This window comes from Microseira wollei NIES-4236 (assembly GCF_020521235.1).
Classification (GTDB): Bacteria; Cyanobacteriota; Cyanobacteriia; order Cyanobacteriales; family Aerosakkonemataceae; genus Microseira; species Microseira wollei.
This window is the reverse complement of sequence record NZ_BLAY01000011.1, coordinates 20,904-33,146: the sequence shown is the minus strand read 5'-3', so window position 1 is coordinate 33,146 and position 12,243 is coordinate 20,904. Positions and strand designations below refer to the sequence as shown.

Annotated in this window: 11 protein-coding genes and 1 pseudogene; 7 read left to right on the top strand and 5 right to left on the bottom strand. The window is 47.8% G+C overall.

Features of this window, described 5'->3' with window-relative positions:
* Positions 1-10: 10 nt before the first annotated feature.
* Positions 11-2,968: a CBS domain-containing protein gene (locus MiSe_RS05265; RefSeq protein WP_226575750.1), complete on the bottom strand. Its 2,958-nt coding sequence runs from the start codon at positions 2,966-2,968 to the stop codon at positions 11-13.
* 232 nt (positions 2,969-3,200) lie between these two features.
* Between MiSe_RS05265 and psbZ the strand changes: the two genes are divergently transcribed.
* Together psbZ and MiSe_RS52550 are read left to right on the top strand one after the other, a co-directional pair.
* The gene (gene psbZ, locus MiSe_RS05260) at positions 3,201-3,389 is read left to right on the top strand and encodes a photosystem II reaction center protein PsbZ (RefSeq protein WP_226575633.1); all 189 of its coding nucleotides are present in this window, start codon (positions 3,201-3,203) and stop codon (positions 3,387-3,389) included.
* A gap of 733 nt (positions 3,390-4,122) precedes the next feature.
* Complete coding sequence (locus MiSe_RS52550; RefSeq protein WP_373872753.1) at positions 4,123-4,422, top strand: DUF6816 family protein; 300 nt, start codon at positions 4,123-4,125, stop codon at positions 4,420-4,422.
* Here MiSe_RS52550 and MiSe_RS05250 read toward each other — a convergent pair.
* Positions 4,337-4,924, bottom strand: coding sequence for a hypothetical protein (locus tag MiSe_RS05250; RefSeq protein ID WP_373872748.1), 588 nt, complete (start codon positions 4,922-4,924; stop codon positions 4,337-4,339). The two genes, MiSe_RS52550 and MiSe_RS05250, sit on opposite strands and share 86 nt — an antisense overlap.
* Here MiSe_RS05250 and MiSe_RS05245 point away from each other — a divergent pair.
* The 3 genes and pseudogenes from MiSe_RS05245 to MiSe_RS05235 all read left to right on the top strand — a co-directional run.
* Positions 4,881-5,294 (top strand): annotated as a pseudogene (locus tag MiSe_RS05245) (DUF6816 family protein); the annotation flags it as partial. The gene MiSe_RS05250 and the pseudogene MiSe_RS05245 overlap by 44 nt on opposite strands.
* A gap of 435 nt (positions 5,295-5,729) precedes the next feature.
* Positions 5,730-6,374: an HAD-IA family hydrolase gene (locus tag MiSe_RS05240; protein ID WP_226575631.1), complete on the top strand. Its 645-nt coding sequence runs from the start codon at positions 5,730-5,732 to the stop codon at positions 6,372-6,374.
* Between the two features lie 40 nt (positions 6,375-6,414).
* Complete coding sequence (locus MiSe_RS05235) at positions 6,415-6,930, top strand: low molecular weight protein-tyrosine-phosphatase (RefSeq protein ID WP_226575629.1); 516 nt, start codon at positions 6,415-6,417, stop codon at positions 6,928-6,930.
* Between the two features lie 3 nt (positions 6,931-6,933).
* Here the strand turns inward: MiSe_RS05235 and MiSe_RS05230 are convergent, their stop codons facing one another.
* A complete protein-coding gene (locus MiSe_RS05230) occupies positions 6,934-7,584 on the bottom strand; it encodes a response regulator transcription factor (RefSeq protein WP_226575627.1) in 651 nt (216 codons plus the stop codon).
* A gap of 119 nt (positions 7,585-7,703) precedes the next feature.
* On the opposite strand from MiSe_RS05230, the gene MiSe_RS05225 reads away from it, so the two are divergent.
* Positions 7,704-8,465, top strand: a complete 762-nt coding sequence (locus MiSe_RS05225; protein ID WP_226575625.1) for an HpcH/HpaI aldolase family protein — start codon at positions 7,704-7,706, stop codon at positions 8,463-8,465.
* Between the two features lie 145 nt (positions 8,466-8,610).
* Positions 8,611-9,279: a 2OG-Fe dioxygenase family protein gene (locus MiSe_RS05220; RefSeq protein ID WP_226575623.1), complete on the top strand. Its 669-nt coding sequence runs from the start codon at positions 8,611-8,613 to the stop codon at positions 9,277-9,279.
* A gap of 547 nt (positions 9,280-9,826) precedes the next feature.
* On the opposite strand, the gene MiSe_RS05215 is transcribed toward MiSe_RS05220, so the two are convergent.
* Positions 9,827-11,449, bottom strand: coding sequence for an alpha-keto acid decarboxylase family protein (locus MiSe_RS05215; protein WP_226575621.1), 1,623 nt, complete (start codon positions 11,447-11,449; stop codon positions 9,827-9,829).
* 200 nt (positions 11,450-11,649) lie between these two features.
* Entirely contained in the window at positions 11,650-12,090 is a 441-nt protein-coding gene (locus MiSe_RS05210) for a cupin domain-containing protein (protein WP_226575619.1), read from the bottom strand.
* Positions 12,091-12,243 lie beyond the last annotated feature (153 nt).

Below are 12,243 nucleotides of genomic sequence, written 5' to 3'. Positions count from 1 at the left end.
CTGAACATATTTACTTTCCCTCTCTTAGGGGATAGCGTTGTGCTAGATATGCCAGGGCAGAGGTGCGATCGCTCACTTCTCCATCCAATGTTGCTACTAGCAGGGCATCGAGTATTTCTTTAAACTGACGCCCAGGTTTATATCCTAGCGCTTTTAAGTCGTTTCCATTCAAGGGTGCTTTAATATGGCTCAAATCGCTCAAATAACGCCAAATTTGGTGTCTTACCTCACGCTGACTAAAGGCGGCGATTAAAATTAAGGTTGGCAGCTGGTATTGACGCAGCAGCAACACAATTTCACTCATGCGTTCGCACTTGGGTAAAGATTCTACAATATTAGTTTTAGCCTCTTGTAGCTGACTCAACCGCTGGATGCTATCTGCGGGTAACTGAAGATTTGAAGCAACTTTTCCAGGATAGGGCGGTTTTAAGGCAGCAATTAAAACTTCCAGACGCATTTGCCAATGTTCTAGGGTTTTTTCCCGGTCAAACCTTTGCAAACAGCGGTCTACTAAACGCACTTGCCACCACAATTGTTCGGTTAATTCTAGGGTGGGATGGATGCAGCGCAAAGCTCCCAATTCTGCTAGCAAGCGCAATGCCGGTTTCCAATAAGGAGCGTGCAAGATGTATTTTAATTCGCTTTTGAGCCGAGTTTCTAGGGCGGGGGCGCGGCTATTTTTTTCTTGAATTTGTTCGTAAATCCCGCTGGCGATCGCGTGTCTAATATATCCTTGTGTTTGGGGTTCAATTTCAAATCCCAACCGCACCGCAAACCTGACGGCGCGATAAATCCGCGTCGGATCTTCAATAAAACTATTCGCGTGCAATACCCGAATTTGTCCCGCTTGTAAATCTAACAAACCGCCAAAAAAATCGAGCAGTTTACCGGCGCGGGGCGCAGTTATTCGCACTGCGAGGGCGTTAATAGTAAAATCGCGACGGTAGAGGTCTTGGCGAATCGAACTCGCTTCGACTTCTGGATTCGCCGCCGGATAAGGATAAAATTCAGTTCTAGCTGTGGCAATATCTACCCAGAGATTATCTAATTCCGGATCTTTATGCCACAACAAAGCAGCAGTTTGAAACGCGCCGTGAATTTCTAATCGGGAATGGGGATAAATTTTTTGCAATTCCTTGGCTAATTTTACCCCAGCACCCGCATCCGCCGCGCGGTGAAAGCCATCCACAACCATATCAATATCTTGCAGGGCGATGGGCGAATCTATATCTTCACCTTCAGCACTATCGGCTAAAAGTAAGTCTCGCACCGCACCGCCTACAAGGTAAAGATGCCAACCGCGTTTTTCCGCAGCATTGGCGGCGGCGGTGAGGAGGTGCCAAAGTGGGGGGGCGATGCGATCTCGCAATTGAGAAAGCGGCAAGGGACAATAAGAAAGATTCCCATTTCTTTCCCTTTCTGGGTCTATTTCTCGCCCCCTGGTTTTATCTTGGTGCAACTGTCGCAAAACATCGGTGCGGGTGACAATTCCCACTAACTGATTATTTGACAATACGGGCAACCTTCCTATATCGTAAGTCACCATAATCGACTCTATTTCTGTTAGCGGCGTATCGGGGGTAATCGTTTTTAAATTGGTCGTCATGTAGCCTTTTACCGGCGCGTGAGCAAAGCCGTGATGCAAGGCAATATCGATATCGCGCCGCGAAATAACGCCTACCAATTCATCTTTTGCGTTGACTACAGATAAACCCGAATGACCGTATCGTAATAGAACGCGCTGCGCTTCTCCTATAGTAGTTTCTGGGCGAATTGTTCTGACTGGCGATGACATCAATTCTCGCGCCGTCGGCGGTTGTTGAATTTGCGCTACCAATTGTTCTACCAATTGTTCTAAAGCTGGCTGCGGCTCGACGCCCCGTAGAATTAAAGCAGCAGCTTGGGAATGTCCGCCGCCTCCCAAAGGTTGAAATAATTGGTTGAGGTCAACGCCTTCGATTTGACTGCGACCAATTACAGTTAATCGCAAATTTGAGATTTCAGATGGCAGATTTAAAGCCGCATCTTTATCTTCATTAGCATCTGACCGCGCCGCATATTCCGCCGCCAGCAGCAAGGCATCGCTTTCGGTAATTTCTACTAACCGAGAAGCGAGACTAGACAACCCTGGAATATAACCAGGAGTTTGCAGCAGCACCCAAGAAATTGTATAGCCCCACTGGGTTGTTTTTTGTAATTTTTCTAACGCTTCTTTGAGCAGGTGTTGCAATTTGGGTGATAATCCCGGATCGATATATTCTGCAATTACCGGCAAACTTGCCCCTTGCGCCATCAACCAAGCTAAAGCAGCAGCATCTCGCGGCGTGGCGCCATCATAAGTTAGCGAACCCGTATCGACGTGGATACCCAGTGCCATCACCGTCGCTTCCGCAGGCGTCAGAATGGGTGCAGGTGGGCAGGTGGGCAGGTGGGCAGGTGTGCAGAGGGGATCTGGGGAATTTGAATGTACATTCTCTTGTACTCCTCTGCTCCTCTGCTCCTCTGCTCCTCTGCTCCTCTGCTCCTCTGCTCCTCTGCTCCTCTGCTCCTCTGCTCCTCTGCTCCTCTGCTCCTCTGCTAATTTTTGTAAGTGTTCGACGATCAGGGTAGTCGTGGCGCCGACGGGTTCGATTTGGGATCGCGTGGCGGGGATATCGGTTTCTGCGTTGGGGTGGTGGTCGTAAACTACAATTTCGGTAAGGTGAGGTAAGTCGAACCATTCCGAGGCTTTACCAGTGCGCTCGCGCAATTGGGTATCAACTACAGCAATCGAGCGAATCTTTTTAGGATTAACCGAGCGACGTTCAATCAAAGCATACTCGTCCCGGTGCAATGCCAAAAAATCCCGCACCGCCGGATGAGCGCCGCCTGTGAGGACAATTTTCGCCCCCGGTTTGAGCCGCGTCAACCCGACAGCAGCGCCCAAGGCATCAAAATCAGCAGTAGTGTGGCATAAAACTAAATCCATCGGCGCATGGGTCATGGGTAATGGGTCATGGGTCATGGGTCATGGGGCATGGAGCATAGAGGGTGCGAGACTTACGATCAATTACCCATTACCCATTACCTAAATTTTGACATCTGACTGTTGCAGCGGGTCATTTTTTGGTAGCGTACTACTGGGGGAGATCGAGACCCTCTTGGGCTGCAAGCTGTACCGTTGTTTGATCGACTCGATTGCTGTATTGGGAGAAACCGCAATGACAATTTTGTTTCAATTAGCTTTATTAGCTCTGGTTGTGATGTCCTTTGTGATGGTAGTTGGCGTTCCAGTCGCCTATGCTTCCCCCCAGAATTGGGATCAATCGAAAAGATTGCTCTGGCTAGGTTCTGGCGTCTGGATCGCTCTGGTGCTTCTGGTAGCCGTGTTGAACTCGTTTGTGGTTTAACTCAGTTTATTGGTAATTGGTCATTGGTAATAGGTCATTGGTTAGCTATTTCCATTACCCATTACCTATTAAATCAAGTTGCTACTCGAAAAGAGCCGACAAGAGCGGGCAAGACAAATAGAAGCGCAGCAGCCAAGGTTATTTGCCCGCTATTTTCGGCTCGCTCCTACCCAAAAAGATCATCCAAGAGCTAAAGTTCTGAGGATGCAAATGAGCAGCCAGTCAGAGAAATTTTATCCAAAGATCCTGTCTGGCATTAGCTTGATTAGTATGGCAGGAATTACGCAAAGAAACCGGGCTTCTATGAAAAATCGTTGCTTGGGAAACTATAGATATAGGCCGAAAAAGTGATGGCATCGACGTGGGTAAGTTTTGTTTGAGAAGAGCATCCGCGAGGGCATAAATAACTCAAGTTGCTAGTTATCTCATGCATAGCAGCTAATGGCTAATGGCTAATGGCTAATGTCAGTAAAAATCCAAGATAAGCAATTAGCAATTAGCAATTAGCAACGCCATTGTTTATAACTAGCAACTTGCGTTAAATAGTAATAATTTCCTTGTGGAAGCTGTTTAATTTTTGAACGCGCTATCTTCGCTAGGACGCCAAGAGAAGTTGAGAAGATTTTGGAGTTTTTGTTTAGTATTAGCGTGGCTGATCTGGGGTGGAGAGGCGCTAGCTGGGCCTTTGGCTGATAGGTTGGCGCAATTTCCTAACTGGGATGGTAAACCGCCCGTGCAGGCGGTTGTGGGGGCTTTTGATTTGATTTATCCTGATTGGATGGTAGGGACTTGGAAGGTTACGAGTACTTTGGTAGATTTGGCGGATCCGTTAGCACCAAATATTGTAACGCCAGGGTTTGAAAGTAATCGTCGGTATCTGAATCAACCAATAACTTTTCAGGTTAGGTTTCAAGTGGTTAATCCAAGTAATCTAGCATTGTCAAGGCTCAATCCAAAATCCCCATTCCCAGGTAGGAACCTGAGAACGAGACATTCCCAGGTAGGAACCTGGGAACGAGACATTCCCAGGTAGGAACCTGGGAACGAGACATTCCCAGGTAGGAACCTGGGAACGAGACAACCTGAGAACGAGACATTCCCAGGTAGGAACCTGGGAACGAGACATTCCCAGGTAGGAACCTGGGAACGAGACATTCCCAGGTAGGAACCTGGGAACGAGACAACGAGAACGAGACAACAATCCCCATTCCCAGGTAGGAACCTGAGAACGAGACATTCCCAGGTAGGAACCTGGGAACGAGACATTCCCAGGTAGGAACCTGGGAACGAGACAACCTGAGAACGAGACATTCCCAGGTAGGAACCTGGGAACGAGACAACGAGAACGAGACAACAATCCCCATTCCCAGGTAGGAACCTGAGAACGAGACATTCCCAGGTAGGAACCTGAGAACGAGACATTCCCAGGTAGGAACCTGGGAACGAGACAACGAGAACGAGACAACAAGACAAAAATCAAAATTCGCGGGTTCGGTGGTGGCGGATCGCGCTTTTAATGGGTTGAATATTGGCAAGGCGGTTTTGGGCGATCGCTCAATTCTATCGGTTAAGGTCGATCCGGATAACCCCAATCGTCAAATTACTTATCTCCCTGGCGAGCGCAAATTGGTTTCAGTTGTTACCAGTAGAGCAACCGAGATGCCTTCCCCCGATCTATTTATCAGCACGGAAGTTTGTCAGCAAGTGTTTCGGGGAACAAAAGATATATACTTAAATGAGGTGGAAACGACAACGGCCTATCGAAACCAAAAGACACCAGGAACTTTAATCGAGGCAGATCAAATTACAGCGGTTTACCTGTCTCCCCAAGACCCGAATTACTTGGCTGTGGGTAAAAAACCTGTTGCTTTGTATCGCTATCGGTTAGAATTTTTTAATTACTAAAGTCAAAAAATAACTATGTCAGGAATTACGCACGACGAGACCAGAAACCCGGTTTCGACCTTGCTCTCTCGTTTCCTTTCCCAAGGATTTTTCGGATCGCCAAAGTTTCTTTGCGTAAGTCCTGTATCTTAACGTAAGTTGATAGTTAGATCCAAGGAAGCTGGTAATGGCGTTCCCAGGTAGATCCGTGGTCACGAGGGTAATAGGTAATTGTCAGGATTCAACGACTAATGAATCCAATTACCAATTACCTATTAACGCAAGTTGCTAGTTATAAACTTTGGCGTTGCCAGCTTGCTAATTGCTAATTGCTAATCTAGGATTTTTACCAATCTCGCCATTAGCCATTAGCCATTAGCCGCTCCCAGAGAGATAACTAGCAACTTGAGTTATTACCAATGACCACTGCCAAAATCTAAAATCTAAAATTCAAAAATGATTCAACCAAAGGTAATTTTTTTAGATGCCGTCGGGACGCTGTTTGGCGTTAAAGGTAGTGTGGGTGAAGTCTACGGTGAAATAGCGCGAGACTTTGGGGTGGATGTTCCGGCGTCGGTGTTGGATGCAGCTTTCTACAAAAGCTTTCAGCAAAGCAGTCCGATGGCGTTCCCAGGGGTAGAACCAGAGCAGATAGTCGCACGTGAGTTTGAGTGGTGGAGTGCGATCGCTCGCTCAACTTTCCAAGCAGTTGGTGCGATCGACCAATTTAGCGACTTTGAGACTTTCTTTATCCAACTGTATACCCACTTTGCCACTGCCCTTCCCTGGACAGTTTATCCCGATGTCCGTCCCGCTTTGGAACACTGGCACAACGCCGGAATTAAACTGGGGGTGCTGTCTAATTTTGACTCCCGTTTATACTTGGTACTCAAAGCCCTCGATTTGGCAGAGTTTTTCACCTCGATTACAATTTCTACTGAAGTCGGTGCAGCAAAACCAGAACCGGAAATTTTTATCAAGGGTTTGGAAAAACACGAGTGTGCCGCTGAAGCTGCATGGCACATCGGTGACAGCTTTGACGCCGATTATCAAGGAGCAAATGCGGTTGGTATCCGGGGAATCTGGCTGAAGCGAACATAGAAGTGTAAAGTGATTAGAAACCAATTCATACTTGCGACGGATGCAATACAAGCTACTCTTTGTCTGTTTGGGTAATATCTGCCGTTCGCCCTCGGCAGAAAATATTATGAATCACTTGATCGAGCAAGCGGGTTTGAGCGGCTCGATTATCTGCGATTCAGCTGGCACTTCTAGCTATCATATCGGTAGTCCGCCCGACCGCCGCATGGTTGCCGCTGCGAGCAAGCGGGGAATTCCTATGAAAGGTCATGCGCGTCAGTTTCACAAAGAAGACTTGGAAAACTTCGATCTGATTCTGGCAATGGATCGCGATAATTACTCGGATATCCTCTTGCTCGATCTGGCGGGAAAATATCGGGACAAAGTGCGACTGATGTGCGATTTCTGCACCCGTCATACGCTGAAAGAAGTTCCCGATCCCTACTATGGTGGAGCAGAGGGATTCAATCGGGTAATCGAGCTGCTATTGGACGCCTGTGAAGGGTTGTTGCAGTATATTGTCAACGAGCGATTGTCATCTGTCACCACTCACAAACAACTGACGACTGACGACTGACAGCTATTCCACCATGCGATTTTCCATGGCAAACCTCACCAGTTCTACCCGGTTATTGGTGCAGGTTTTTCTCAGCAGGCTGGTGACGTATTTTTCCACTGTACGGGGACTTAAGTGCAGATGCAACCCAATTTCACCATTCTTTTGACCGTGAGTCAGCAATTCCAGTACTTGCTGTTCTCGCTTAGTCAGCTTGCAGGTAATGGTGGCGATCGCCGTATTTTCATCCTGCTCAGCTGGCAAGGTTGCTACCTGTTCCCGTAACAGCGAGTCTTGGATTACCCGACTTCGATCCAGCAAGTTGCGAATCATTGCCCCCAGTTCCTTGATGTCAAATGGTTTGGCTAGATAAAAATCGCATCCTAACCCATAAGCTCGAATGCGTTCCTCGGTATTCGTTCGCGCCGTTAAAAAGATTACAGGTAGCAGGCGGAATTCTGGTCGCTGACGTACTCGCCGCACGAGTTCATAGCCATCCATTTTTGGCATCACAATATCTGTCACGAGCAAGTGGGGTTGATACGCTTCGACTAAAGCCAGCGCTTCTTGACCATTCTTAGCCGTCATGACCATATAACCGGACATTTCCAGGTAATCGCTGACAGACAAGCGAATCCCTGGGTCATCATCTACAAATACAATCAGCAATGACATGGATCACAGATGGCTAGCATCCCTATCCCTAGCCTATGTTAAGACAACCCAAAACGTGAATACCCCGATCAATTTTTTTAAAGAAAATCGATTTTTAAGTTACTGTCCCTAGTTAGATCATGCGTAAAAACCAGCTCAAACAAAAACTCCAGCAAGGCGAAGTCGTACTTGGTTTATTTACTAACTGCGCCTATCCCGCGTTTATCGAGATCTGCGGACACGCGGGATTTGACTTTGTCGTCATCGACCTAGAACACGGTCCCCTGCATCCATTGGTTGCTGAAGACCTCTGCCGCGCCGCCGACTGCGTGGGATTATCCCCCATCGTCCGCGTCCGCAAGAACGATGCACCGCAAATCCAACGAGCGCTTGATATTGGCAGCGCAGGCGTCCAAGTCCCTCAGATCGAAACCTTAGCCGATGCCCTTGCTGTCGTTCGGGGTGCAAAATACAGCCCCTTGGGAGAGCGTGGTCTTTCATTTTACACCCGCGCGGGGGTTTACTCATCAGCCGGGACGCAAATTACAGACCAGTTGAATGAGGAATCTATGGTTGTGGTTCACGTCGAAGGCAAACGCGGCGTGGATAACTTGGCAGAAATTGTCAGCGTGCCTCACATTGACGTTATCTTTCTCGGCCCTTACGATTTGTCCCAGAGTTTGGGTATTCCAGGACAGGTGCAAGATCCGCGCGTCATCGAACTGATGCAAAACGCAGTCGGGACTATCCGCAACGCCGGGAAAGCTGTCGGGACTTTTGCCGATAACCCGCAAACCGCCAAGCAGTGGATTGATGCCGGAGTACAGTATATCGCCCTCGGCGTCGATGTGGGCGTTTTCCTGCGGGCGTGCCAAACTTTGCTGAAAGCAGTACGCGGTTAAAGGGAAATGTTTGCTTCTTTACCATAACTTTGCACTTTTTGTCGTCTACTTAGTGACACTATAAAAAATTTTGATCTACACTGGAAGTATCAGCCTCCAGAAATAAATACTGGAGATAGGAGCAACGTATAAGGAGTTAAATTAAATGCAAACGCTATGGGGATCAGCGGAATCTGCTTACGCGATTAGTTTTGCTTTAGAAAAAGTCGATTCTATTAAGCTAGAGGGTTTCAAGGGATTTTTTAGAGATCTTCCGGTTGACCCTTACATAAAAGGCAATTACCGTTCCAGAAGATTATCCCGGTTCAAAATTTTTGGGAGTGAGTTAATTAAGCTACCTCACGGCTATTTTTTCCAAAGCCAGAACTACAATCCGTTATTGGGCGGGGTCAAGCGAGAATTTGCCGAAATTGATGATGCAATGATAGAACTCGATGAGTTTAAGAAACTTGTGTTTGAATTTAGCCATTACTGTAAGCTCAATCCCGGAGTTGAAATCGGAGTTCATCAAATTAGGACTAGCTGTTCGCCGGATAATTTCGGCAACCCTGCACCGGAAGGAATTCATAGAGATGGCTGTGAGTTTGTAGTAATTTTTGCCGTTGATAGGGAAAATATTGCAGGCGGGGAAACCCATTTGTATGTAGCTAAAAAGGAAAAGCCGGTTTTTAATAAAGTCCTGATGCCGGGAGAACTGCTATTAGTTAACGACCGCGAGTTCTTTCATTTTACCACTCCGATTAAACCGCTTTCTCCGGGTCAAGGAACGAGGGACGTTTTTGTTCTGACTTCTCCTAGCTTGTTACAGGATTAAAAAATTCAGACCTGACATCCAGAAACCGGGTTTCTTGCTGCGCGATTTTTCAGAGAAACCCGGTTTCTTTCGCGTAAGTAACGCACCATCTCCACCAGATCTGGAGTTGCTGCGTAAGTCCTGGGATCGTAGCGAATGGCTAATGGTCGAGATTTGTTCAGGACTTACGCAAGGGCGTTGCCAGAAACCCGGTTTCGACCTTGATTTCTCGTTCCCAAACCAAGGATTTTTCGGCTCACCAAAGTTTCTTTGCCTAAGTCCTGTTGTTATAGCGGATTGCAGCCGTATGAGGTACACCTTCGTTTGTGTAGCGGCACAATTAATTGTGCCGCTACACAAACAAGCCAAAAGGCTGTACCTCACACGAAAAGCAATCCGCTGTAATCAACTCACGATTAGCCATTTGTTGTCAGGACTTACGCAAGGGCGTTGCCAGAAACCCGGTTTCGACCTTGATCTCGAGTTCCCTTTCCCAAGGATTTTTCGTATCACCAAAGTTTCTTGGCGCAAGTCCTGTTGTTTGTAACATTGCCACCAGACCTTTCGGTTATCCCTTCAAAGTTTGAGCAAATAAACCGCTTAACCGCGTCAGCGTGGGGGATACATCATCTGGCGAGAGATGAACGTCAAGGATACTGAAGGCGTCGCTTTCTCGTGCTACGTGTAGCGCCTTGCGGAGTTCTTCGCTCGTTTTAACTGTGAAACCTTGCCCACCCAAAACTTCAGCCAGCTTCGCGTAGTCCAAACTAGAGATATTAACCAAGTTAGACTGCTGATGTGCCATTGCCCGCAGCGAGGCATAGCAACCGTTGTCGATCAGAATGACAATGGGGTTGAGTCCGAGTCGCTTTGCGGTGACTAACTCCATACCCGTCATTTGAAACGCCCCGTCGCCGACTAGAGCGATCGCTCGCGAAAATGGCGTCGCCAGCTGCGCCCCGATCGCTCCCGGTACGGCAAAGCCCATACTGGCATAGTACGCGGGGCAGAGAAACGACGAACCTTCCTGCATCTTGATGTCGTTGGCAGAAAACAGCGGATCGCCCACATCGGTTACTAGCAGCGTTTCCCGATCAATAAATTGATTGAGTTCGTACAGCAGTCCACTCATCGAAATTGCACCCACAGAAGGGGCAACTCGCGGCTGCATCGGCACAATTTTTGCCGGATCGTGATGGGGTAGACTCGACTGTGCTAACTGTTTGACAAAGTCTTCAAACAGAACATCGCCGTACTGGTGATATTTGATCGCAATGCGTTCGGAAGTCGCGTAGATGGTGCGCCCGGGGTCGAGGTGCGCGGTAAACAAACCCAGGTTAATATCGGTCATGAACGCGCCCACCATCAGCAAGCAGTCGGACTTTTCCACCAAATCGCGCACTCGCAAATCTCCGGTTTCGCCGTTATAGATACCGACGTACTGCGGGTGAGCTTCGGGAAACGCCGACTTGCCCAACAGCGTAGAACACACGGGTACGCCTAACCTCTCTGCCAGCGCCACTACGGTTTCCTGCAACCCAAAGCGCTGCACTTCTACGCCTACAAGTATGACTGGCGAAGTTGCCGCCTTTAGCATCTGCGTTGTCTCTGCTAAAACTTCCGCCAACGCCTGGGGTTTGGTCTGCTTCAGGGGATTGGGAGGTTGTTCGGTTTCCTCGATTTCCGCGTAAACCATATCCCGCGGAATTTCTAGGTAAACGGGACGTTTGAATGTCAGCGCGTAGTTGATGGCGTGATGGATTTGTGCATCAGCGGTTTTCGGGTCATCCAGCGTTACCGCATAAAGCGTCACTTCCTCATAAACCCGCCGCTGCGTATCAAAGGTTTTAACTTTATGGTGCAGTAAATCCTTTTCCCGTCTTTCCCGCACGCCTGGACTCCCGCTTAAAACAACTAGCGGTGATTTTTCGGCATAGGCCCCGGCGGTGGCGTTAACCATGTTCAACCCACCGACACTGTAGGTGATTACAGCTAAACCCAAACCGCGAATGCGGGCGTAGGCATCGGCAGCGAAGCCAACCGCAGGTTCGTGAGTCATTACTATTGGTTGGATCTGGCTGTCTGCAAGGGCGTCGTAGAGTGTCAAAGCGAAGTCGCCCGGTATGCCGAAGGCATGATGCACGCCCTGTGCGTATAAAAGTTGAAAAATATGGGGTGCTAGTTGAACCATTTTGCTTCGGGTTGGAGTGCGCCTAAATTGTCGATCTTTCCCGCACTCGAACCGCTACTTTCAATCTAACAAGTGCCTGGAGTTTATATTAGGAAATTATGAAGTTTTTTGACGTAAATCAAAAAAATTTACTATTTTATTAAACTAAGCAAAAATGCTTACCGGGTTTCTACAAATTGTCGGGTTTTTCACTTCTTTCCTTAAACTGTAACGGGTTGGTCGAGTTGTTTCATTAATGCTTGTACTTTTTCCAAATCGTAGGGGAAAGGTCGTTTGATCGGACGATAATCTCTCTCGTGGGTGGGTCCGTGTCGCAGGACGGCATTGACTAGCAAACAGGATTCATTAGTCAGATTAATTGCGCCGTGAAGCACACCGCGTGGAATGGTGACGACCATTGGGAAGCGATCGCTCATCAGTGTATACCGATACTGCCGATCTTCCAACGTCACTAAAACAAAGCTACCCCGCACAACCAATAGTTGGTCGGTTTGATATCGGTGTACAAATAAATCGTCAACTGTATTTGCTGCTATCTGCACCAGCATCGTTTCGTTGCTGGACTGGGGAGTATAAAACTGCGCCATACCGCTTTTAATAGACTCCAGCTGGCGGCTCTCGATTCCTCTGCTTTTGCCCATACCGATCTATGCAAACCTAATGTTTCTTAATCTTTGCTTTGGTTCTAGTCTAACTGAAACAATCTAAAAATTTGTTGCTTGCATCACAAAATATGTCAAAATTATGGTATGTAAAATACGACTAAAATTGTCGGGTTTGCGAGGCAGCAGGGG

What these genes read in the sequence shown, in the direction of transcription:
- MiSe_RS05215 (WP_226575621.1), bottom strand. Translation starts at nt 11,449, where the DNA reads ATGGTTCAACTAGCACCCCATATTTTTCAACTTTTATACGCACAGGGC.
- MiSe_RS05230 (WP_226575627.1), bottom strand. Translation starts at nt 7,584, where the DNA reads ATGTCATTGCTGATTGTATTTGTAGATGATGACCCAGGGATTCGCTTG.
- psbZ (WP_226575633.1), top strand. Translation starts at nt 3,201, where the DNA reads ATGACAATTTTGTTTCAATTAGCTTTATTAGCTCTGGTTGTGATGTCC.
- MiSe_RS05220 (WP_226575623.1), top strand. Translation starts at nt 8,611, where the DNA reads ATGCAAACGCTATGGGGATCAGCGGAATCTGCTTACGCGATTAGTTTT.
- MiSe_RS05265 (WP_226575750.1), bottom strand. Translation starts at nt 2,968, where the DNA reads ATGGATTTAGTTTTATGCCACACTACTGCTGATTTTGATGCCTTGGGC.
- MiSe_RS05235 (WP_226575629.1), top strand. Translation starts at nt 6,415, where the DNA reads ATGCAATACAAGCTACTCTTTGTCTGTTTGGGTAATATCTGCCGTTCG.
- MiSe_RS05210 (WP_226575619.1), bottom strand. Translation starts at nt 12,090, where the DNA reads ATGGGCAAAAGCAGAGGAATCGAGAGCCGCCAGCTGGAGTCTATTAAA.
- MiSe_RS05225 (WP_226575625.1), top strand. Translation starts at nt 7,704, where the DNA reads ATGCGTAAAAACCAGCTCAAACAAAAACTCCAGCAAGGCGAAGTCGTA.
- MiSe_RS05240 (WP_226575631.1), top strand. Translation starts at nt 5,730, where the DNA reads ATGATTCAACCAAAGGTAATTTTTTTAGATGCCGTCGGGACGCTGTTT.